Origin of the sequence: Pseudoalteromonas sp. SG43-7, assembly GCF_014164295.1 — a bacterium.
Lineage (GTDB): Bacteria > Pseudomonadota > Gammaproteobacteria > Enterobacterales > Alteromonadaceae > Pseudoalteromonas > Pseudoalteromonas rhizosphaerae.
In genome coordinates this window covers 24,610-45,718 of sequence record NZ_JACJEY010000038.1, presented here as the reverse complement: position 1 = coordinate 45,718, position 21,109 = coordinate 24,610, and the positions used below count along the sequence as shown (strand labels likewise).

18 protein-coding genes are annotated in these 21,109 nt (G+C 40.8%); 9 read left to right on the top strand and 9 right to left on the bottom strand.

The window, feature by feature from the left end:
• Both H5200_RS16125 and H5200_RS16120 read right to left on the bottom strand, forming a co-directional pair.
• Positions 1-650 (bottom strand): ABC transporter permease (locus H5200_RS16125; RefSeq protein ID WP_182761854.1); only part of this gene is annotated, 650 nt, incomplete at its 3' end.
• Positions 647-1,336 carry an ABC transporter ATP-binding protein gene (locus H5200_RS16120; protein ID WP_149983162.1) on the bottom strand — a complete coding sequence of 230 codons (690 nt, stop codon included), beginning with the start codon at positions 1,334-1,336 and terminating at the stop codon, positions 647-649. The genes H5200_RS16120 and H5200_RS16125, both read right to left, overlap by 4 nt.
• A 184-nt stretch (positions 1,337-1,520) precedes the next feature.
• Here H5200_RS16120 and H5200_RS16115 point away from each other — a divergent pair, with 184 nt between their 5' ends.
• From H5200_RS16115 to H5200_RS16095, 5 genes are all read left to right on the top strand, one after another.
• On the top strand, positions 1,521-2,627 hold the full coding sequence (locus H5200_RS16115) for a phosphoribosylaminoimidazolesuccinocarboxamide synthase (protein WP_182761853.1): 1,107 nt from the start codon (positions 1,521-1,523) through the stop codon (positions 2,625-2,627).
• A gap of 163 nt (positions 2,628-2,790) precedes the next feature.
• A complete protein-coding gene (locus tag H5200_RS16110) occupies positions 2,791-3,450 on the top strand; it encodes a methylamine utilization protein (protein WP_182761852.1) in 660 nt (219 codons plus the stop codon).
• Positions 3,443-5,755: an EAL domain-containing protein gene (locus H5200_RS16105; protein ID WP_182761851.1), complete on the top strand. Its 2,313-nt coding sequence runs from the start codon at positions 3,443-3,445 to the stop codon at positions 5,753-5,755. The genes H5200_RS16110 and H5200_RS16105 overlap by 8 nt, the downstream gene beginning before the upstream one ends.
• Complete coding sequence (locus H5200_RS16100; RefSeq protein WP_182761850.1) at positions 5,742-6,575, top strand: DUF3034 family protein; 834 nt, start codon at positions 5,742-5,744, stop codon at positions 6,573-6,575. The genes H5200_RS16105 and H5200_RS16100 overlap by 14 nt, the downstream gene beginning before the upstream one ends.
• The gene (locus H5200_RS16095; protein ID WP_182718336.1) at positions 6,575-6,994 is read left to right on the top strand and encodes a group 1 truncated hemoglobin; all 420 of its coding nucleotides are present in this window, start codon (positions 6,575-6,577) and stop codon (positions 6,992-6,994) included. Before H5200_RS16100 ends, H5200_RS16095 begins: the two co-directional genes overlap by 1 nt.
• Here H5200_RS16095 and H5200_RS16090 read toward each other — a convergent pair.
• Positions 6,991-8,001: a glycosyltransferase family 9 protein gene (locus H5200_RS16090; RefSeq protein ID WP_182718335.1), complete on the bottom strand. Its 1,011-nt coding sequence runs from the start codon at positions 7,999-8,001 to the stop codon at positions 6,991-6,993. The genes H5200_RS16095 and H5200_RS16090 overlap by 4 nt on opposite strands.
• Before the next feature lie 257 nt (positions 8,002-8,258).
• Here H5200_RS16090 and H5200_RS16085 point away from each other — a divergent pair, with 257 nt between their 5' ends.
• Positions 8,259-9,113, top strand: a complete 855-nt coding sequence (locus H5200_RS16085) for a sulfurtransferase (protein ID WP_182718334.1) — start codon at positions 8,259-8,261, stop codon at positions 9,111-9,113.
• On the opposite strand, the gene H5200_RS16080 is transcribed toward H5200_RS16085, so the two are convergent.
• The 3 genes from H5200_RS16080 to H5200_RS16070 form a co-directional block, all read right to left on the bottom strand.
• The gene (locus H5200_RS16080) at positions 9,082-10,626 is read right to left on the bottom strand and encodes a tetratricopeptide repeat-containing sulfotransferase family protein (RefSeq protein WP_259398499.1); all 1,545 of its coding nucleotides are present in this window, start codon (positions 10,624-10,626) and stop codon (positions 9,082-9,084) included. The genes H5200_RS16085 and H5200_RS16080 overlap by 32 nt on opposite strands.
• A gap of 64 nt (positions 10,627-10,690) precedes the next feature.
• The gene (locus tag H5200_RS16075; RefSeq protein WP_182761849.1) at positions 10,691-13,075 is read right to left on the bottom strand and encodes a TonB-dependent receptor; all 2,385 of its coding nucleotides are present in this window, start codon (positions 13,073-13,075) and stop codon (positions 10,691-10,693) included.
• 170 nt (positions 13,076-13,245) lie between these two features.
• A complete protein-coding gene (locus H5200_RS16070) occupies positions 13,246-13,602 on the bottom strand; it encodes a DUF5522 domain-containing protein (protein WP_182761848.1) in 357 nt (118 codons plus the stop codon).
• 57 nt (positions 13,603-13,659) lie between these two features.
• On the opposite strand from H5200_RS16070, the gene H5200_RS16065 reads away from it, so the two are divergent.
• Positions 13,660-13,986, top strand: a complete 327-nt coding sequence (locus tag H5200_RS16065; protein ID WP_182761847.1) for a hypothetical protein — start codon at positions 13,660-13,662, stop codon at positions 13,984-13,986.
• 153 nt (positions 13,987-14,139) lie between these two features.
• On the opposite strand, the gene H5200_RS16060 is transcribed toward H5200_RS16065, so the two are convergent.
• Complete coding sequence (locus H5200_RS16060) at positions 14,140-15,108, bottom strand: class 1 fructose-bisphosphatase (RefSeq protein WP_145234740.1); 969 nt, start codon at positions 15,106-15,108, stop codon at positions 14,140-14,142.
• Between the two features lie 161 nt (positions 15,109-15,269).
• Here H5200_RS16060 and H5200_RS16055 point away from each other — a divergent pair, with 161 nt between their 5' ends.
• On the top strand, positions 15,270-17,699 hold the full coding sequence (locus tag H5200_RS16055; protein WP_182761846.1) for a zinc-dependent metalloprotease: 2,430 nt from the start codon (positions 15,270-15,272) through the stop codon (positions 17,697-17,699).
• A 104-nt stretch (positions 17,700-17,803) separates the two neighbouring features.
• Positions 17,804-18,577: a YggN family protein gene (locus tag H5200_RS16050; RefSeq protein ID WP_149983146.1), complete on the top strand. Its 774-nt coding sequence runs from the start codon at positions 17,804-17,806 to the stop codon at positions 18,575-18,577.
• A gap of 66 nt (positions 18,578-18,643) precedes the next feature.
• Here H5200_RS16050 and H5200_RS16045 read toward each other — a convergent pair whose 3' ends face one another.
• On the bottom strand, positions 18,644-20,314 hold the full coding sequence (locus tag H5200_RS16045; protein ID WP_182739842.1) for a methyl-accepting chemotaxis protein: 1,671 nt from the start codon (positions 20,312-20,314) through the stop codon (positions 18,644-18,646).
• An 83-nt stretch (positions 20,315-20,397) separates the two neighbouring features.
• The gene (rsuA, locus tag H5200_RS16040; protein WP_182718326.1) at positions 20,398-21,096 is read right to left on the bottom strand and encodes a 16S rRNA pseudouridine(516) synthase RsuA; all 699 of its coding nucleotides are present in this window, start codon (positions 21,094-21,096) and stop codon (positions 20,398-20,400) included.
• Between the last annotated feature and the right edge of the window lie 13 nt (positions 21,097-21,109).

Sequence of the window (21,109 nt, the reverse complement as noted above, 5' to 3'; positions counted from 1 at the left end):
TGGCTGGTGTGGTTACCGCTGTGGATCAGTTCAATAGCCGCTAATGGAATATGTAGGGTTTTATCAACTGGCGTGCCTGTCGCATCTAAAATGCCCACCACAGTGAAGGGATTATCATCATGATGATGAAAGCTGGTATTACCCATACCGTGTGAAATAACGATACTATCACCCAGCGAATAGCCTAGCTTTGCTGCTACCTGCGCGCCCAGTACAACTTCATTTAAATGGGCGAAGGCGCGGCCTTGGCTAAAACTAAGCTGCTGCTTTTTAGCAAATTTATAATGTTGAAAATAATCAGCAGAAGTGCCCAGTACCGCTTGGCCTTTATGGCTGTCCCCTAGTGATAGCGGAATGGTCCAGTTGACGCCGCGTTGCTGTTTTATATATTGGTAGCTTTGCCAGCCAACGCCATTATTAGCATGACCAATGCGAAAAACCGAAGACAATAACAGCTGTATATCTCCGGTACGAGCGCCAACAATTAGATCAGTACCAGAAATGGTATTACTAAAACTACTTTTGGCATCAACCCGCACTCGCTCAATACTCAGCAATAACATGACACTAACAGCAATAGTAAACAGAGTTAAGAATGCACTGGCGCGGCGATTATATAAGCTACTAATAGCAAGTTTTAAGAGGATCATTTACCTTGCTCCTGTAGCGACAGTAAATCAATGTTGCGATTAAAAAGCGGTTGTAAGCTTGTATCATGGCTGACAAAAAGTAAGGTGCTATTCGCTTCGTTTGCTTGTGTAAAAAGTAAGTTGATAAAGGACTGGCGATTGTTTGCATCAAGAGCAGACGTTGGCTCATCGGCAATTATCAATTCTGGGCTGCCAATAAAGGCGCGCGCCGCCGCGACTCGCTGTTGCTGGCCAATACTCAAACTAGCGACATTTTGTTGATGTAATTGCTCGTCTAAGCCCAGTGCATTTAATAGCCTTGAGGCCTCTTGATTAAGGGTTGGACTATTGATTAATGCTTTTTTTTGCCGTGGTTTTGAAAATTGGCAACCTAATGTGACATTATCAATCGGTGATAGGTAAGGAAGTAAATTAAAATTTTGAAAGATATACCCAATATGCTCAGCGCGAAACTTATCGCATTTACTTTTACTTAATTGACCCAGTTCACAGCCTAAAATACTCAGTTGGCCTGATGTAGGGCGGTTAATGCCTGCAAGTAACGATAATAAAGTGGATTTACCACAGCCGCTAGGGCCATGTAAAAACACATGTTCGCCTTTAGCAATGCTAAGTGTTGCAATTGCTAAAGTGGGTTTGACTTGTTGTTTTTGCCATTTAAAACTTAGCTGCTGTATATTAATCATCACGTAAATTACTACTGGATTTTGATGTTATCTTATAACGTGTATAATAAAATACCAACTAAACTGCGTTAAATCACATAGTGCTTTAATTGTGATTTCCCCCGGTCTCGATTATTATTAGCGGCTTATAACCCCATACCCATACAATCGCCCTTACAGGGCGTGCCATATACTCGGAGATAGCATGACTAGCTATAAAGTTTTAGACGTAAACGATGACTTACCAATACGCACTAAGGGCCCCGTTCACAGTGGCAAAGTACGTTCAGTTTATTGGTTAACAGACGAAGACAGCGCACGTTTGATCAGCGAAAAAGGCTATCAAGTACCTAAAGGTACTGAGCTGGCTATTATGGTAATTTCCGATCGTATCTCTGCCTTTGATTGTATTTGGCAAGGTGAAAATGGCCTAAATGGTGTACCAGGCAAAGGTATTGCGTTAAATACTGTTGCATCGCATTGGTTTAAGCTATTTGATCAAGCAGGTCTGGCGGGAAATCATATTGTTGATATTCCACATCCGTATGTATGGATTGTTCGTAAAGCCAGTACTGTGAAAGTAGAGGCAATTGCTCGTCAATATATAACTGGCAGCATGTGGCGTGATTACAGCAAAGGTGTTCGTAATTTTTGTGGTTTAGAATTACCTGAAGGCTTAACCGCTAATCAGCAGTTAGATGATGTGTTAATTACGCCATCAACGAAAGGTATTATTACTGGCGTTGCAGATATTCCTGCTGTGGATGATGTAAATATTACTCGTGACAATATCACTAATAACTTAACTGTGTTTAACTTTAAGTCTGAAGATGATGTTACGCAATACGAAAAACTTCTTGTTGAAGGTTTTACCTTAATTAGCGCTGAGCTGGCTAAATTAGGTCAAATATTCGTTGATACTAAATTTGAGTTTGGTTATGTGGAAGACTTAAATGGTACTAATAAACTAATTTATATTGATGAGGTAGGCACGCCAGACTCATCACGTATTTGGGATGAATTAGCTTATCAAGATGGCAAAATTGTTGAGAACTCTAAAGAAGGATTTCGTCAGTTATTAATTAATAATGTGCCTGATAGTGATGTATTGCTGAATAAAGATCGTATGCCTGAACGTGAGCAACTAGCAAAAGATTACATTTTACCTGAGTCGGTTATGTTATCAGTGTCAGAAACATATGTGGGTATTGCCAGTAAAATTGTTGGCTACAATGTTACTATTCCTGCCGATCCTCGTGCTGAGGTGATTGCTCTTTTGGATCAGCAATATGGATTGATTTCCAAGCTTTAATCATTAGTAATTAACTTGCTCCAATTTAAAAGTTTAGAGTTTTACTATTATTTATAGTTACTGGGCTTTTATTCTTGCATTTAGAGTCAGTCTCTAATTAACTTAACCTAAGATTAATTAGAGATACTCATATGTTAGTGTTCGCACAGCAGGGGATGACCAAATGAGATTGCAAGTAATGGTAACAAAAAGCGTTATAACTCTTTTCGCAATGGCGCTTGCAAGTATAGGTTATGCACAAGATGTTACGCTCAATATCGTTGATCAATATGGGCAGCCTCTCACCAATGCAGTTGTAGAAATTGCTAGCGAAAGCAATAAAAAATTATCGCAACAGTTACCTGTACTGATAATGGATCAAGTAGATAAGCAGTTTTCACCAACACTTTTGATTGCTCATCAAGGGCAGCAAGTGAACTTTCCTAATAGCGATAATATTCGCCACCACGTGTATTCTTTCTCTGAAGCTAAACCATTTCAGTTAAAGTTATATTCAGGGCAACCAGAAAATCCGATTACATTTGAAAATCAAGGGGTTGTGGTACTTGGCTGTAATATACATGACTCTATGCTAGGGTATATTTATGTTGCAAAAAGCGCTGATGTTTATCAAAGTGATGAGCGTGGAAATGTGCAACTAAGTGGCCTAACTTTGCCAGTACAGCTAACTCTTTGGCATTCTTTACAAAAGAACACACTTGAAGAAAAGCAGTCGCTAACGTTAGCTGTAAATTCGCCTCATAGTTTACAAGTAACACTGCAAACAACTGAGCCTAAGCCACGTAATACTTTTGGTAGTAAGTTTAAGGGTGGGAATGACTAATAGTTTAAAAAATCGCATAACTATTTTATGTGTAGGCTTAGTGTTATTAACTACAGTTATGAGCTTATTTAGTTTCTGGTGGTCGACTAGTCAATTTAATGAAAAAAAGGTCACCCAAGATATTAATGTGGCTGAAAATGTCTATAAGCAGTACTTAGCGTCGAAAGAAAGTTTATTGCTCACAGCTGCAAAAGTATTGACTGCTGATTTTGGTTTTAAACAAGCGGTTGCCACTAAGGATGCAAATACGATTAGTAGCGTATTGTATAATCATAGTCAGCGAATTAATGCTGATTTAATGTTGTTATTGGACTTATCAGGTAAGTTGGTATCAACTAATCGACAACAAGACTTTGATAATAATTTACAAGCGTTAATGAGTGAGTTGCTCAACAATACCGAGCAATCTAGCTTTGTTGTGCTAAATAATGAGCTATATCAGGTTATTTTATTACCTATTAAAGCCCCACGTACTATCGCGCACAGTTTAGTCGGCTTTAAAATTGATGATGAGGTTGCGGTTGAGCTAAAAAACTTAACCGGTATGGATGTAAGCTTTATTGCTAACAGCGATAATTTGGTTAAAAGCTCTTTGTTAGAGCGCCCGACGCCGTTTATTCCGACTGAATATTTTCATAAAACAACCACGCAACGAATTTTTGGTGAACAACTGGTATATCGCAATCGCGATGTACACCTACCTTCCCTTGACGATCATCCCGTTAATGTATTACTGAGTGCTGATCTAACGCAGAGTTACAGTGAATTTGAGCGATTGTTTTACACGCTAGTCATTCTTGCGTCTTTAACGATTTTTATCGGTGTTATTACCAGTAGTTTATTGGCCAAAAACTTAACCATGCCATTATCACAATTAGTGACTTTAGCGCGGCAGTTTGCCCGAGGAAACTACAGTGTTGACGCGATGAGCAAAAAGCAAAGCAATGAAATAGCTACATTAATAGATGCTTTTAAAAACATGGGTAATGATATTAAAGAGCGTGAACAACAAATTAGCTTTGCTGCAAAGCATGATTCTTTAACTGGTTTTTATAATCGTTCTGCAATGCTGGAAGTGTTGAGCGAAAATCTTCAACAAGACCAAGAATATACCTTAGTGGCAATTGATATTCGTGGCCTTAGGCATATTAACGATAAGCTAGGAGCTCGTATTGGCGATGACTGCTTAAAAGCTGTAGCTTTACGTATTGCTGAGTTTTCAGATGAGTTTGGTGGTTTACATGCACGTATTGGTGGGGATGAATTTTTAACCGCTTTTCCTAGTAGTGCGGGGCGTAATCTTAAAAGTGGTATAGTCGGATTAATGGCTCAGTTACAAGCGGGTTATACTATTCAAAAGCTTAAAATCAACTTACGCTTTAGTGCTGGTGTGGTGGAGTATCCTTCGCAAGGGTTACAAGCGGATGATTTAATGCGTCGGGTATTGATTGCTGTGGATAGTGCCGCCAGTGCTCATGAAAATATTCATTACTACCTGCCCGGAGAAGATGAAGCACATCTTGAAAGGCTCATCATGATCGATGAGCTCAAGCAAGCGATTCATGATGATGATGGTCAACTGTTTATGACCTATCAGCCTAAACTACATATCGCTACACAACAAATCAATAAAGTGGAATCGCTCATTCGTTGGCAACGCAAGGATGGTAGTTGGGTATCGCCGGAGCTATTTATTGATCTAGCTGAGCAATCGGGATTGATTGTTGACCTTACCGGTTGGGTGGTAAAAACAGTGATAGCACAGGTCGGACTTTGGCAACAGCAAGGCATTTATATGCAAGCTGCGATTAATGTTTCAGCCCAAGATATCGCTTACCCCGGCTTTCACTCCAATTTAATTCGTACTTTAAAACAGTTTTCAGTTGCACCTGCGCTTATCACGATTGAATTAACAGAGCGCGATATGATTGAAAATGAAGAAAAGGGCATTCACGCGCTGGATAATCTTAAAGCGATCGGTGTCAAAATATCTCTTGATGATTATGGGGTTGGGCAAACATCGCTAGGGCGCTTGAAAATGTTACCTATTGACGAGCTGAAATTAGATAAATGTTTTATTCTTAAACTTGATGAATCTGAAAAGGATCAGTTTATTGTTGAATCCACAATTACCTTAGGTCATCAGCTTGGCTTCTCTGTCGTAGCCGAAGGGGTTGAAACATTAGGATCGCTAGAGCTGTTACAAAAAATGCAGTGTGATCATGTGCAAGGGTATTATCTAAGTCGTCCACTCAAAGCCGATGCGTTTGAGCAATGGTTGGAGCAGTATAATGAAAAAGCTTAAATTATTATTTTTAGCTGTTATCGCATTATCTGCATTTAATAGCTTTGCCTCAAAAGGCAAGCTGCTAGCAACGCCTGGAGTATCGCAAGTAGAAGGTAGTGGTGGTGGTGGTATCGTGCCTTGGGCGCAGCTTGCGGGTTATGCCAGCGAAGATGAGTTTTCTATTAATGGCTTTTGTAGTCGGGCTGATGTTACCGATTACAGCTTAGATGTATGCGGTGCCCAAGTTAACTTGTTTAATCGCGTTGAGCTTAGCTATGCACAGCAAAACTTTGCTGTGCCGGCGCTAAATACCGAGATAGAACAAGAGATCACCGGTGTTAAGATTAGGCTCTATGGTGATATTGTTTATAGTGACTGGCCTCAACTTTCGCTGGGAGTACAATACAAATCCCTTGATGATGGCGCAGTCGCGACATTAGTAGGGGCTAATGACACCTCCGGTACTGATATCTACCTTGCTGCAAGCAAGTTACATTTAGGGGCCATTGCAGGTTATAACTGGTTTTGGAATGTTACCACGCGTTATAGTGAAGCAAATCAGCTTGGCTTACTTGGATACGGTGGAGCGAATAGCAATGAAAAACTCTTATTTGAAGCTAGTACTGCCATTTTTCTTAGTCGAGAAGTTGCTGTTGGAATAGAGTATCGTCAAAAATCAAATAATCTCGGATTGGGTGAGCAAGATTGGCAAGATGTATTTGTTGCTTGGATGCCAAATAAATACGTAAGTGTCACTGCCGCATACCTTGATTTAGGTAGTATTGCTGGAGCAAAAGACCAAACCGGTTGGTACTTATCGGTAACAGGATATTGGTAATGGAAAAAATACTAACAACGATAGTGTTAATAGCCAGCTTAGCTGGTTGTTCATCGGCTTCAAATCTAACGTTTTATCAGCAACTTGATGGTAAAGCAGGGCTACAAAGACTGGTTGATAGTTTCATTAATCAAATCGGTAATGACGAACAAATTATTCATTACTTTGAGCATGCAAATATTAGCCATTTCCGCGAAGGCTTTATTAATCATTTGTGTGTATTAACTGATGGGCCCTGTGAGTACACGCGTGATAGTATGGTTGATATTCATACTGGCATGCACATCACGGAGGCTGACTTTAATCATGTGGTTGATTTGTTAATCAATGCCATGAATGAACAAAATATTAGTCATACAGTGCAAAATAAAATACTCGCGAAAATGGCACCACTGAGAGCTGAAATTATTAAGATTTAGTGATCCAGTAACTTTAAAGCAGCTTCACTGACGTGATGTGGCTTTATTTCGTTAATAATATCTTTTTCAAGTAGCTGATCGCCATTTGCAATTAACGTAATGGCATTAGTTACTTTGGGTGCCACAACACTCCATGGCGAAGTTCCTAAGCCCACAACAGCAACAAAAGGAATATTGAATGCAGCTGCAATATGCATGGGACCAGAATCGATTGTCAGTAATAAATCAAGCTCACCGATAGCGTCTATCATAGTAATAATCGAGGTTTTCCCAGCAAGGACGACAGAGTCAATTTTTTGCTGGTTTAGCCGCTCCTGTAATTGTTGGGTATCTTCAAGCTCACCGTTATCACCAAAAATATAAAATGTGCAGTCAATATTTTTAGCTATATCAACCATTGCAACAAATGAAAGCTCATTAGGGTAATGACGCAAGCCTTTATTTTTTCCGCCAAAATAAACCCCGATAGATTTTTTGTTCTGTTTAGGGATTAACAGGCTCGGCTCTTTTACGATTGCTGTTTTTGGTATAGAGCTAAACGGATTACCATGTGGCTCATTCACAAGTCGGCAGTAGCGAAATATATAGTGGTGATTTTCGTCTAATTTCAGTTTGTGTGTTAACAGTGGTGAGCGACCATTTTTTGCATAACCTACTCGGTATTTGATACTTGCTAAAAAGCAAAGTATTGCTTCAGACAATGAGTTGCGCATAATTACTGCAAGCTCAATGTTAGCATTTTTGAGTATTTTTGCTTGTGCCCACATAGAGATGGGTTTGTTATTATCAAAGCGTTCATCCACGATAACACAGTAGTCAGTCTCGCGTTTAAACATCTCAGCTAAGTGAGGTCTAACAAATAAGATAATGCTTTTAGTTGGATAAAGGTCTTTAAGTAGTTGTAAAGCCGGTGTGCAATTGACTGCATCACCAATAAATTTTGGTAGTACTACTAAAATATTGCCTGCTATTTGGCTGCTTACTATTTGTTGATTATTTTTTTTCATCTAAGTTTAGCCTTTAGAACTGTCAATATTAAGATATTTTAAAATCATCTTTGTATCACATTGTTTGCAATATAATGCCTAGTATAAATGTATATAATTGTAGAAAAAATATTTTTTAGTTTATTCTTGATAATTTAAGTAATTTACAGTGTATATAGAAGCTGGCAAAATTATTGTGCAAAATGTACCGTAACTATTTTAATAATAGGCTCTGGTAGAGAAGGCTTAGTAATATGTAACAGAAGTAAAGGAACACAATGAAAAACATAGTAACTTGCCAATGGCTAAACGAGCACTTAAACGACCCAAAGCTGGTTATCTTTGATGCTGGCATGGTGCGCCCAGGTAAGCTGGGTGAGTATAAACCGCAGGCTAAGTTGCCAAATGCACAGCGTTTTGACTTTAAAAAGCAATTAGCCGATCAAGACAATCCGCTACCGCATACCATGTGCAGTGCGGAGCAATTTACTCAGCAGATGCAGTTAATGGGGGTTGATAAAGATTCCTTAGTTATCATCTACGAAGACCAAGGCTTATTTAGTGCTGCAAGAGGTTGGTGGATGTTTAAAGCCATGGGCTTTGATAATGTCAAAGTACTCAGTGGTGGCCTTGCTAAGTGGCAGTCGTTGGGTTATTTAACGCAAATTGAATATAGTCGCCATTATCATAAAGGTAACTTTGTTGCCAAACCGCGAGTTGGTTACTTTATTGATGCGGCTGCAGTCTTTCAGGGCATAGATGATGAACATACCGTACTACTTGATGCACGAGGTTATCAGCGTTATTTAGGTGAAATGGCAGAGCCGAGAGCTGGGATGCGCAGCGGCCATATTCCTAATAGCCGCGCTTTACCTTTTGTTGAATTATTGGATGATGGCGAAGCAAAACCATTCGTTGACATTAAAGCTGCTTTCGAGGCTGTACTTGGCGATCAAGCAGATCTGCAAACTACCTTGCAATTTAGTTGTGGCTCCGGCGTTACTGCATGTATCTTGGCGTTATTTGCCGATGAGTGTGGATATGAAAATCTGCATGTTTATGACGGCTCATGGAGTGAGTGGGGCGGCCGAGACGAACTACCTATCGAAACGGGTCCCTGTCCTTCGCGTTAAACGCAAATCCGTAGTGCTGCCAGTAATCAATGGCTTTTTTATTGAGAGGCTGGCGTACTTGTACTTTGCTTGCTGTTGCCGACGGGCTATGTTGTTTATGAAAATCCAGACACTTAACTTGCCAAGGTAAATCACAAAAATCATAGAGCTGTTGCGTGCTTGTGATTGGCTCTGATACTAATGTTTCGTATTGCATAATCATCACATTATCCGGGTGTTTTGCTGCAAAATGATTTATCAAAGAGCTGTAATCTTGATAAAAACTATCGATGTCTTGCAGGTTATAGCTATAGTGATGAAACGCACTGGCTGGGCTGTACAGTTGGCGGTAATTAGCTATACAGCTAGCTTTTCGGCCTCGTTGCATGCAAATGATTTTAGCCTTCGGGAAAGCCGCTAAAATTAAATCGATATAGTAAAAATTAAATGGCTGTTTGTCGCAGCTGCGTAGCTGTGGTGCTACTAGTTGACTAATACGCTGTTTATACTGACTCAACTGCGCCATTAACGCAGCATTTTTATATGCATCATTGAGCACCACGCTATTTAATGCCTGAGCATTATTACCTTGGCAAAGCTGGGCAATATCATTGAGTTCACCAACACCTTGCACCAAATCTGATTGATTCATTATTTTTTCTAGCAAAGTAGTCCCTGAGCGCGGCATACCAACAATAAATATCGGGGTAAAATCGCTGTCGCTTAAGGGCGGCGTATACTCGTGACTTAAGGTTATTAGTTGCTGGCAAAATGCTTTGTGAGCTTGCGCATCATATTTTACATGCTGACAGATCGCTTGCTTACTTGTAGTAAAGTGGGCAAAGGCTTGCTTATAATCAGCGCAGTGCTCGTAATTGAGTGCAATCGCATGGTGCAGAAATTGTTGCTGCATCGGCGTTTTAGCGTATTCGGTTAAAGTTAACAGCTGTTGTAAATGCTGCTTAGCCTGCTTGTTATTGTTAAGTTCAGCGAGCGAGTAGTGAGCTTGAAGATGCTGCGGATGTAACTCTGTAAGTGTACGCAGTAGCTGTATAGCATCATTCAATTGCCCCATGATTTTATAGGCCACAGCTAAGTTATAACTTATTTGCGGATTGTTAGGGGCTTGTTGATAGGCCCGTAATTGCCACTCGAGCGCCAGTGGATAATGGCCTAAACGAGTCAGTACATTAGCAATTAAATCGCATTCAATAACTTCATAATATGGATGTTTTATTGCTTCAGTTATATATTGCTGCGCATCTAACAGCTGCCCGCGCAGTACGGCAAACTTGGCTGAGTGAGCAAAATATAAAGGTAGGGGCGTAATACTAATCGCTTTGTTTAAGAGTTTATTTGCTTTGCTTATATCATTTGCTGCAACATTTACTTGCGCCAGCAAAAAATAGCTAAAGTGATCATCTGGTGTGTTTTTAATATTACTGATCAGTAATAAATGCGCGTCATTAAGCTTGCTATGATTAATAGCGTGCTCAATTTGTTGTTGTAGGTTTTTTTGTATCGATGTCAGCATGGCAATAAGCATAAAAGCCTTGGCGTAAAACACCAAGGCTTTTTTAATTTATAGATAACCGTTATTACAGTTCAAAGTTATACGTAAACTTCATGCCGATAGTACGCGGTGTTGTAGTGTAGTGACCATACACACGTTGTAGTTCAGGAAGTTCTTTCGAATCAATCCAAGACTTATCTCGACGTACAGAGGTGAACGCGTACTTATCGAATAAGTTATCAACATAGAGAGTGGCCGACCACATATCACCGGTTAGCTTGGCAGATAAGTTACTCAAGGCATAGCCTGCAAGCGTTTCACCATCAGCTTTTAAGCCAATTTTAGTGATCGTATCGCTCTGTGCTGTTATACCGTAATTTACGCTTAAAAGTTTATTATCTAATACATCTTGTTCGTAACGCAGACCAAACGAGAATTGATGCTCAGGCGCACCTGGCAAGCGGTCGCCATCTTCACCGCCTTGTACTCCTGCACCAAATACATCAGGAGAATCTTCAGTTAATTGCGCTTTGGCATAAGCGTATGTGGCATAAGCAGTCCAGTTATCCGCGATGATTGCACGGCTTGAAACTTCAACCCCTTTAGAGTTAGCAGTAGCTGCATTTGAGGTAATCAACTCCTGACCATTTACGGTTGTGCTACCGATTTGCGCGTCTTTCCAATCAACATTAAATAATGCCGCGTTAAAGTGTAGGCGGTTTTTAAACCAGCTCGATTTAAAACCAAGTTCATAATTTACAGTGGTATCAGGTTCATAACCAATTTCATTTGGTAGAGCACAGACAATTTGTTGTTCAGGTAACACATCAGGGCAAGGAGCTAGGCCGTTGCCACCACCAATCCTAAAGCCTTCACTAACGGTAAAATAGGCTAGTACACCAGTTTCAAAAGTGTAATTAGCGTTAAATTTAAATAAGTTACCGTTATCACTGGCGCTCGTATTCACCATTGCAAGTTGATCTAATGATGAAAAATCACCTGAATACAACGGTGTGGCTGAGCCTGAAGTAGTGGATACATCATATTCGTAAAAACGCGCACCAAGGGTTACATTGAATTGATCGGTAAACGCATAACCTACTTCACCAAATAGTGCTTTTTCAGTGGTTTCAGAGTCACTGACTAAAATATACTCGAGATCTTGTTGTAGATTAGGAATATCATCGCCCCAAAACTCAGTTAAACCGGGTGTGTATTCGCGATCGTCTGAGTGAGTTTCAAGCTTGTTGTAGTAACCACCGACAATCCAGTTAAAAGCACTATCAGAGTTAGACACTAAACGAATTTCTTGAGTGAAACTATCACGTTTTGATGTATCCAAGGTTTGCGCAACAAACGCTGGAAATTCTGCATAACCAGTCCATATGTCGTAAAGCAAATCAGTTTGATCACGTTGTCCAGATTGCTCATAGCTTGACCAACCAGAGGCAGATACAAGTTCAGCAAAACCTAAATCCGCTTTAATTTCCAAGCTTAATAAGTCGTTTTCTTCTTCACCAGGCTCAAGTATCCGCGCGGCATTTTCATACTGGCCAACCATCCCTTGTAGGCCACTGCTGTCACTTAATGAATTATATTGCGATGTAGAATTACCGCCATTTTCTTGTTTTTGATAAAAATAGTTTAGCGTTGCCTCTACAGCTTCATTAGCTTGCCAGCGAAGTGATACACGACCTGTGGTAATTTGCTCATCATTTACATCACTGACACTGCGCAAGTTAGCACTGACATCTTGTGGGTTGGTAAAATCAGGGTTTGGGTTTGATACGCCTGGGTTTTGTACTACGAAGTTATAATCGATATAACCTGGGTTGGTGTAGTAATTGACGCTAGCGCGAATAGCCAATACATCGTCAATTAACGGCGTATTAAATACTAAACCCAACTCACCGCCAGTGCCGTCACTTTCGTTTAAGCTAAACACATCACCAGTGACTTGGCCTTCGGTAATATCGAGCTGAGGTTGTTTTAATAAGTAACGAATTGCACCACCTAATGTTCCCGCTCCGTATAATGTACCTTGTGGACCGATAAGCACTTCAACACGGTCTACGTCTGTTAAACGTAAATCAATATTAAGTGGAATCTCACCCACGTAAGTGGCAACTGTACCACCATCAGAAATACGATCTGAAGTATTGGTATTTAAGCCACGGACAATAATTGGTGAACCTTCACGGCCACCTTGATCAGAAATAGTTAAACCTGGCACCCAGCGTGCCACATCTTCAAGATCACCAATGTTTTGATCTTTGATCACATCACCATCAAGGGCGGTAATATTAAGTGGTGCCTCTTGCACTGAGCCCGCACGACGAGTCGCGGTAATTTGAATTGTTTCAATTGCTTTTTCTGCTTGGGTCGTTGACTGCGCAGCAGCAAGATGGTGGCTATTAAATAAAATAGCAGAAACAGCTGATGCAAGAAGTGCTGGCCTAAAGGTGTTCATGTTCATTTTCCGAATAAGTTACAGTGATTTTATGCTTAAAAATCAAGCCAAGTTGATTATTTAAACAAAATACATTGGATATTTAGTGAATTTATATCCAATTATAGTGTATTTTTATTCTTTTCGTCATGCTTTATTTGTATTTTTATGCCGTTATTTTGAATAAATATCTAAGTGTTTTTGTAAGGACAGTTTTTACAGTTGTTTTTACAGCACTTTCCGCGCTTTAAGAAAAACCAACGACTGAATACCATATAACTATTTTGCATTTCATAATCGAGGTGTTCGATTAAATTATCGTTACTGTGAAAAGGCTTTGCGAAAGTAAGTTGTTCTTTGAGAGGGCGTTTATAGAGAGTATTTAGAAATTGGTTCATTTTCGCCAAGATACAATCTCTGCATAAACAGCTGGTGGTTGTGCTATCAAGCGGTAAAATAGCAGGCAGCTCATTGCACCAACAGGCATTGATATCATCAACATTGCAGTTAAGAGTAGCTTGGCATTGCGAGCAGGCTAAAATAGTCATTAGATATATTTTAATCTTCAATGAAATAGTCAGTTACAGGATAACAGATAATTAAAAATGAACAGAGCACAAGCGTTAGCAGAATTTGTCACTTTTGGTAAATACAAAGACGAGGCCATAAGTATCATTGTTGCATCAACAATAGGTAACCAAGGCCCAATTTATATATTGACGCTTGCAACTGTTCTTGATGTGCTCACTCGCTGCCAAGCAGATGAGATTGATTTAGACGACCTGGAGTTGTGGGCGAATGTTATAGAATCTAGAACCGACATCGACTATAGCGCCGTCGAAGGGATTATTTATGCCCTCAGCAACAGCGAACAAATGGGCGAGCTTGATAAGAGTAAAGTGGCGAAGTTGGTTGAATTATTAGCAAGTTAGTAGGGGCTTGGTTCTAGGGATATTGCGGCTAACTTCGCCTTGATATGGCTGTAAATAAAAAACGCGGCATAAAGCCGCGCCTACGATGTGATTGTTACCTGAGGAAATCACTTTCCTAGAGCCTTTTACCTAGCTCCTCTATCCTAAAGTCTATTACTTATGATATCCCAAGCAGGTTTCTACTTCGTTTTTCGAACCTAAAATCACCGCTACGCGTTGGTGGATAGCGTCGGGTTGAATATCCATAATACGTTCTGTGCCAGTTGAGGCGATGCCGCCGGCTTGCTCGATCAGCATAGCCATTGGGTTTGCTTCGTAAAGTAGGCGTAGCTTATTTGGTTTGTTTGGATCTTTAGTGTCGGTTGGGTAGGTAAAAATACCACCGCGACATAACACGCGATGAACATCACCGACCATGGCGGCAATCCAGCGCATGTTAAAGTTACGCGCTCGTGGGCCTGTTTCGCCAGCCATTAAGTCATTTATGTAGTTTTGCATCGCAGGCTGCCAATGGCGTTGATTTGACGCATTGATGGCGTATTCGTTGGTCTCTTCTGGTACTTGGGCAAAATCTTGAGTTAATAAGAAGCTGCCGTGTGTTTTATCTAGCGTGAAGAAACGTGTACCTTTGCCAGTCGTTAATGCAAGCACTGTAGATGGGCCATATAATACATATCCCGCAGCGACTTGGCTTTTACCCGGCTGCATAAAGATACTTTGATCTGCAGGATCTGAGCCTTCAGGCGCTTTCATTACTGAGAAAATAGTACCAACCAGTGAATTGATATCGGTATTTGATGAGCCATCAAGTGGGTCAAACGCAACGATATATTCTGCATTTGGGTTGCCAGCTACGGTGTAGTCTTCTTCTTCTGAGGCTATCGCTTTTACGTAGCCTGACTCCAGTAAAATATCTTTAAGTAGTTGGTTGGTCAGAACATCGAGTTTCTTTTGTGTTTCGCCTTGAATGTTTTCATCAAGCGTTGAACCTAGTACACCGGACAGGGCACCTTGGCCGACGCGGAATGAAATTTCTTTACAGGCCGCTAAAATCGTTCTGATCAATGAGATTAACTCTCTAGGGCAACCGTCTTCAAGTAATACCGGAGGTAGTCTACGCATTCTATTTTCCTGATAACGTTATGGGCCATGATAATCATAGGGTGAGAGGGATCATCACAGCAAGCGCTGAATTTCGTCTTAAATAACTGTATTTTAGGTGCAACATCCTATACTGGACACACCTTAACCGTATTTAAAACGCGAATAACAAAGATAAGATTATGCAAAAAATACCATTGATACGTTACATACTCTTTACTGTGTTGCTAACTATGATAACCCAAGCGCACGCAGCAATTAAGTCTATTAATGATTTTACTGAACAAATGAATCATTTTCCGGGCTACTTCTCTTTTTATTACGACACTCAAAACGGTAAAATTTATTTAAAAGTTGATAAACTCAAGCAGCAATTTTTATTACAGCAAAGCTTGCCTTATGGTGTCGGCTCTAACGATATTGGCCTTGATCGCGGCCAGTTAGGCAATACGCATCTTGTACAGTTTGAGCGCTTTGGCGATAAAGTGATGTTACGGGCTATTAATACCTACTACCGTGCAAATACCAGCAATAAAGCCGAACAAAAAAGTATTCAAGAAGCCTTTGCATCAAGTATTTTAGCGGGTTTTAAAGTGGTTGCACAAAGCCCGCAAGCTGTATTGATTGATTACACGCCCTATTTACTGAGCGATGTACATGGTGTGGGTCGAACGCTTGCTGCACGTAAACAAGGCAATTTTAGCCTTGATGAAAGTCGCAGTGCAGTAAATATGGATCGCTCAAAAGCGTTTATGAAAAATACTGAACTTGAAGCTGTGCTGACATTTAATGGCACTCAACCGGGTGAGTATATTCGTCAGGTCAGTGCTGACCCTTACGCATTAACCGTGCATATGCATCACTCTTTAATACAGTTACCTGATGATAATTACACGCCACGTGCGTTTCATCCGCAATCAGGTTATTGGAGTATTGAACATAAAGATTATGCCGCGCCATTAAGTGAATCAATGTTGGTACGTTATATCCCGCGTCATCGTCTAGCGAAAAAAGACCCAAGCTTACCTATTAGCGAACCCGTTGAGCCGATTATTTATTATTTAGATCCTGGTGTACCAGAGCCGGTAAAAACAGCGTTACTCGATGGCGCAAAATGGTGGGATGATGCGTTTTCTCAAGCGGGTTATAAAAATGCATTTATTGTTAAAGTGTTACCAGATAACGCCGATCCTATGGATGTGCGTTATAACGTGATCCAGTGGGTGCATCGTGCAACGCGCGGTTGGTCTTATGGCAGCTCGGTGATCGATCCGCGTACAGGTGAGATTTTAAAAGGTCACGTTACATTAGGCTCACTGCGTGTGCGCCAAGATATTTTAATTGCTGAAGCACTTGCAGCGCCTTATTTAAAAGGTAATGAAGTGGCAAAAACGTTACAAGCAATGGCACTTGATCGTATTCGCCAGCTCAGTGCTCACGAAATTGGTCACACACTTGGTATAGCGCATAATTTCTCTGCATCAGTGGCTGATCGTGCTTCGGTGATGGATTATCCGCACCCACTAGTGGGCTTTAATGACCAAGGTGAACTCGATGTGAGCCGAGGTTATGCACAAGGTATGGGGCAGTGGGATACGCAAGTTATAAAGTACGGTTACAGTGATTTTCGTAACCTTGATGAAGATGCAGAACTAAGTGCAATTTTAGCGGATAACCAAGCTAAAGGGCTGGAGTTTATTTCTGATAGTGATGCACGAGCGCAAGGTGGCGCGCATCCAACAGCACATTTATGGGATAACGGCAGTTCGCCAAGTGAAGAGCTATTAAGAGTGCTTGACGTAAGACAACAAGCACTCGCTAAATTTGGTATTAACAATATCAAAGAAGGAACCTCACTATCTCAGCTAGAAGAGATGCTGGTGCCGCTGTATTTATTCCATCGTTATCAGGTCGAGTCTGCTGTAAAACTGATTGCAGGTGTTGATTATGATTACGAAGTACGTGGTCAAGGTATGGTAAAAGGTGCACAAGTTGTTGCAAAGGCAACTCAACAGCTCGCTTTAAAGGCCATCTTAGCGACCCTAAATGCTGACAATTTAGTATTACCAGAATCAGTGTTAGCGCTAATTCCACCCAAGGCCTATGGCGAATCTAAAAGTCGAGAAAGCATTGTTGGCCGCACTGGCTTAACCTTAGATGCAATGGCGCTACCCGAAGTGGCTGCACAACATAGTTTAGCGTTATTGCTAAATAGCCAACGATTAAATCGTTTAGCACAGCAACAAGCGCGCAGTAATGCATTTTTTAGCTTAGATGAACTGCTTGCAAAAGTTTATCAGCAGGTGTTTTTGATTCAGAGCAAAAAAGGCATGGCAGGTAAAATCACTCAGCGGGTGCAGTTATTAACAGCAAAGCAGTTTGCTGATTTAGTCGCCAGTGATAAAGTTGCTCCAGAGGTGCAAGCTCAGTTGCGTTATTACTTAGTAAAACTGAGTAAGGCGTATCAGCAAGAGTCTTTACTTAGCAGTGCTGATGTTGGTGAAAGTGCGTTTAAGCAATACTTAGCCGATCAAATTAAACAGTTTCTGGCTACCGGCAATTGGCCTACAAATTTTACTGCATTACCAATTCCACCAGGATCACCAATTTAAATGTTAACTACAAGGCCCTAGAAGCTAGGGCCTAGTTTCTCTTGCATAAAACTGGTTTTTTGTTAACCTAGCCGCCTTCCATTTTTAGTCTTTTTGAGGTGTTTATGGCGTTTTTATCTCGTTCGATATTGGCGATGTCCATAGCACTATCAAGTCTTAATGTCAGCGCTAAAGCCGTGTGTGAAGTAGAGCTAAGGCATGGTTTGATCATCACTGATGATGTCATTCGTATTGTTGATAAGGGCCAAACCCGCGTACAAATAAATAATGATAATCAACTATTTATCCGTGGCTATTGGATTGATCTAACGTCAGATGAAACCCTAGTGTTAAAACAGTTTAGCGCGGGTATTCGCGATACGGTGCCTGAGTTGGTAGAGTTGGCAACTGACGGTGTTAATCTTGGCTTAAGTGCGATAGAGCAAGTTGTTGAAGGTATGTCGGACAAAGAGTCGGAAGTGCTAAAAACGCAACTGCAATATGTTGAGCGCGCTTTAATGGATAAATTTAAACGCGGTGATGATTTCTTTTTTATTGCCCCACAATCACTATCTAAAATTGATGATTTTTTTACCGAAGAGATCAGTCAAAAAATTCACTCTGCCGTTCATGGCTCTCTCGGCGCTATTTTAGTTTCTCTAGGTGATGCATTTAAGTCCCGCGAAGGTAATATTGAAGATCGTATTAATGACATGGGACAGCGCATGGATATTATTTCAAAAGAAATCGATAAGTCACTGCAGAAAAAAGCTCAACAGTTAGAGTTAAAAGCCTCAGAATACTGTGAATGTTTAAACTCGCTTGATGTCACCGAATCACGATTACAAATGATAGTACCAAGTATGGCTGATTTTGATTTAGTACAAATTAAATCTTAACTTAATCAATTCAATTAAAAAGCCCGCGTAATTAACGCGGGCTTTTTAATTTTAGGTAACCAATTACTAGGATCTAAACTTGCCTGTTTCAGCTTCTAAATCGCTCGTCAGTCCTTTTATCAAGTCCGTTGCAGCATGGGCTTGATGCGATAGGTCTGCGGTCTGTGAGGCGGTGTCAGAGATGGTCACAATGCGTCTTGCTGTGTCTTCCCCTGCATCGAGCTGCTCTTTAGCTGCAATGGCTATTTGATGGCTCATTTGTGCGATGGCACTCAAAGATGCAGCAACACGCTGCAACTCTTCACTGGCATCTTTAGATTTCGCTACGGTTTGTTCACTGGTGGCAATACTTAAGTTAACTGAAGTTTTTGCATCTTTCGTGGCGGATTGTAATTTACCGATCATAGTACGAATTTCTTCTGTGCTAGTTTGCGTGCGCTGCGCTAGTTGACGTACTTCATCCGCAACGACCGCAAAGCCTCTTCCTTGTTCACCAGCACGGGCAGCTTCAATGGCTGCATTGAGTGCTAACAGGTTAGTTTGCTCGGCAATACTTTGAATAACAGTAAGCACATTTGCAATATTATTTACTTCATCATCAAGGAGTTGGATGTTATTACCAGCGCTGTCAATTTGTTGCTCTAAAAGAGCTATGGTATTTGCTGCCTCAGCAGTTAAATGACTGGCATTTTGTCCTTGGCTTTCGGCTTCTTGTACTGAAAAGGCGGCTTGCTCGGCATGCTCAACCACTGTTTGCGCAGAGGCTGTTAGCTCAGTGATAGCTGATGCGACCATATGGGTTTCTTCGTTTAGGCTGCGGGTCAGTTTATCAAGCTCAGTTGAGCGGGATTCGTTATCTAAACTCTGATTTTTTAGACTATCAGTAACATCTTTAATACTGCCAACTACACCCCGTAGCCCTTGTTGCATATAGTGCATGGCAGCAATAATGCTTTCAGGTTGGGCGTCAGTACGAATATGCGAATTTAAGTTACCACGAGAAACTTGCTTAACAATACCAATTACCTCAGTGACTTCACCGCCTAACGCGTTGCTTAAAGAAATACCAAAGCGAGCAATTGCAGCAGTTAAAGCAAGGGCAATAAGTAGTGACAAGCCTAGTAACCACTTAGCGGTATTCCAGTAACGCTGATCAACTTCTTTTTCGCTGATCCCGGTACCAACATACCAACCAAAGTAAGGGGTTTTTTGCACCACAGAGGTTAGGTCAACGGTTTCACCATCACGGACAGAATCCCAATGATAGGTAATAATTTTGTTGGTTTGATTACCGACTAATTGTTCAACCATACGACCAATACTGTTACCGCTGGCATCTTTGAAATCATTAAAACTGGTGTTGTGTAGCTGCGGATCGTGAGGTGTAGCAATAAAGTCGAGTTTATCATTCACTACGTAGACATATTCACTGTCGTGGTATTTGTTTTCACGCAACATTTGCGTGGCAAAGTCACGCGCTTGTTGCTCGGTTAGTTGCCCATTTTTAGCAAGTAACTCAAATTGCTCGACAATATTTGTCGTGCTTTTCATGAGTTGATTGATACGGGCAATATTATCGTTTTCACTAGCGTGACGAAGAGATTGTAAGCCCAGTAATGCTATAGCATTGAGTGCTATAAACATTGCTCCAGCGAACAAGATTATTTTAGTTCTTAATGCTAAACCTGACAGCACATCGAGCCCCTTATTATTGTTATGACCATGATTTTCTACCATGTTTGTCGGCTAGATGTTAGCTTTAATTAACAATAATAACGGAATTAGACGTGATTTTTACTCAAGTTTCCACTGTAGGTAATTTAAAGTAAAATTTCTGCTGCGCTTAAGAGTCGATATTCTCCGCTGGCAAGGGTCTCATCAAGCTCGATATTTGCTACTTTTTCTCTATGTAATTCAACTACCTTATTACCGACTGCGGCGAGCATACGTTTAACCTGATGATATTTACCTTCGCAGATCGACAAACGCATACGGTATGTGGCAAGTTGCTCAGCAATTGCGGGTCTGGTTAGCTCTTTTTCGTTGTGTAATTGCACCCCTTGGCGCAGTTTTTCCAGCGCATCATCCGTTAGAGGTTCTTGCGTTTCAATTAGGTAAGTCTTGAATTTGTTATGTTTTGGGGAGGTGATTTTATGTGACCAATCTCCATCATTGGTAATGATCACAAGTCCAGTCGTATCGAGATCAAGCCGACCTGCAACATGAAAATCACTCATGTTAGGTTCATCGAGTAAATCAAATACCGTTGGGTGTAACTCGTCACTGTTAGCGCATACATAACCGACCGGTTTATTCAGCATATAATAACGTTTACCTAAAAAAACTAGCGGCTTACCTTGCCACAATACGTCATCAGTTGCTGTGATTGGATGATCATAAGCGCAGATCACCTCGCCATTTACGCTGGCATCTTTACGCTTTATTCCTGCCCTCGCTTTGGTGCGTGGCGTTTCTGCTAGATGGCTAATAAATTTATCTAGGCGGCAAGGGAATTTCATTGGGTTCACACTT

Excerpts from the sequence above, each read along its gene's own strand:
- H5200_RS16120 (WP_149983162.1), bottom strand. The coding sequence starts at position 1,336 with ATGATTAATATACAGCAGCTAAGTTTTAAATGGCAAAAACAACAAGTC.
- H5200_RS16115 (WP_182761853.1), top strand. The coding sequence starts at position 1,521 with ATGACTAGCTATAAAGTTTTAGACGTAAACGATGACTTACCAATACGC.
- H5200_RS16110 (WP_182761852.1), top strand. The coding sequence starts at position 2,791 with ATGAGATTGCAAGTAATGGTAACAAAAAGCGTTATAACTCTTTTCGCA.
- H5200_RS16105 (WP_182761851.1), top strand. The coding sequence starts at position 3,443 with ATGACTAATAGTTTAAAAAATCGCATAACTATTTTATGTGTAGGCTTA.
- H5200_RS16100 (WP_182761850.1), top strand. The coding sequence starts at position 5,742 with ATGAAAAAGCTTAAATTATTATTTTTAGCTGTTATCGCATTATCTGCA.
- H5200_RS16095 (WP_182718336.1), top strand. The coding sequence starts at position 6,575 with ATGGAAAAAATACTAACAACGATAGTGTTAATAGCCAGCTTAGCTGGT.
- H5200_RS16090 (WP_182718335.1), bottom strand. The coding sequence starts at position 8,001 with ATGAAAAAAAATAATCAACAAATAGTAAGCAGCCAAATAGCAGGCAAT.
- H5200_RS16085 (WP_182718334.1), top strand. The coding sequence starts at position 8,259 with ATGAAAAACATAGTAACTTGCCAATGGCTAAACGAGCACTTAAACGAC.
- H5200_RS16080 (WP_259398499.1), bottom strand. The coding sequence starts at position 10,626 with ATGCTGACATCGATACAAAAAAACCTACAACAACAAATTGAGCACGCT.
- H5200_RS16075 (WP_182761849.1), bottom strand. The coding sequence starts at position 13,075 with ATGAACACCTTTAGGCCAGCACTTCTTGCATCAGCTGTTTCTGCTATT.
- H5200_RS16070 (WP_182761848.1), bottom strand. The coding sequence starts at position 13,602 with ATGACTATTTTAGCCTGCTCGCAATGCCAAGCTACTCTTAACTGCAAT.
- H5200_RS16065 (WP_182761847.1), top strand. The coding sequence starts at position 13,660 with ATGAACAGAGCACAAGCGTTAGCAGAATTTGTCACTTTTGGTAAATAC.
- H5200_RS16060 (WP_145234740.1), bottom strand. The coding sequence starts at position 15,108 with ATGCGTAGACTACCTCCGGTATTACTTGAAGACGGTTGCCCTAGAGAG.
- H5200_RS16055 (WP_182761846.1), top strand. The coding sequence starts at position 15,270 with ATGCAAAAAATACCATTGATACGTTACATACTCTTTACTGTGTTGCTA.
- H5200_RS16050 (WP_149983146.1), top strand. The coding sequence starts at position 17,804 with ATGGCGTTTTTATCTCGTTCGATATTGGCGATGTCCATAGCACTATCA.
- H5200_RS16045 (WP_182739842.1), bottom strand. The coding sequence starts at position 20,314 with ATGGTAGAAAATCATGGTCATAACAATAATAAGGGGCTCGATGTGCTG.
- rsuA (WP_182718326.1), bottom strand. The coding sequence starts at position 21,096 with ATGAAATTCCCTTGCCGCCTAGATAAATTTATTAGCCATCTAGCAGAA.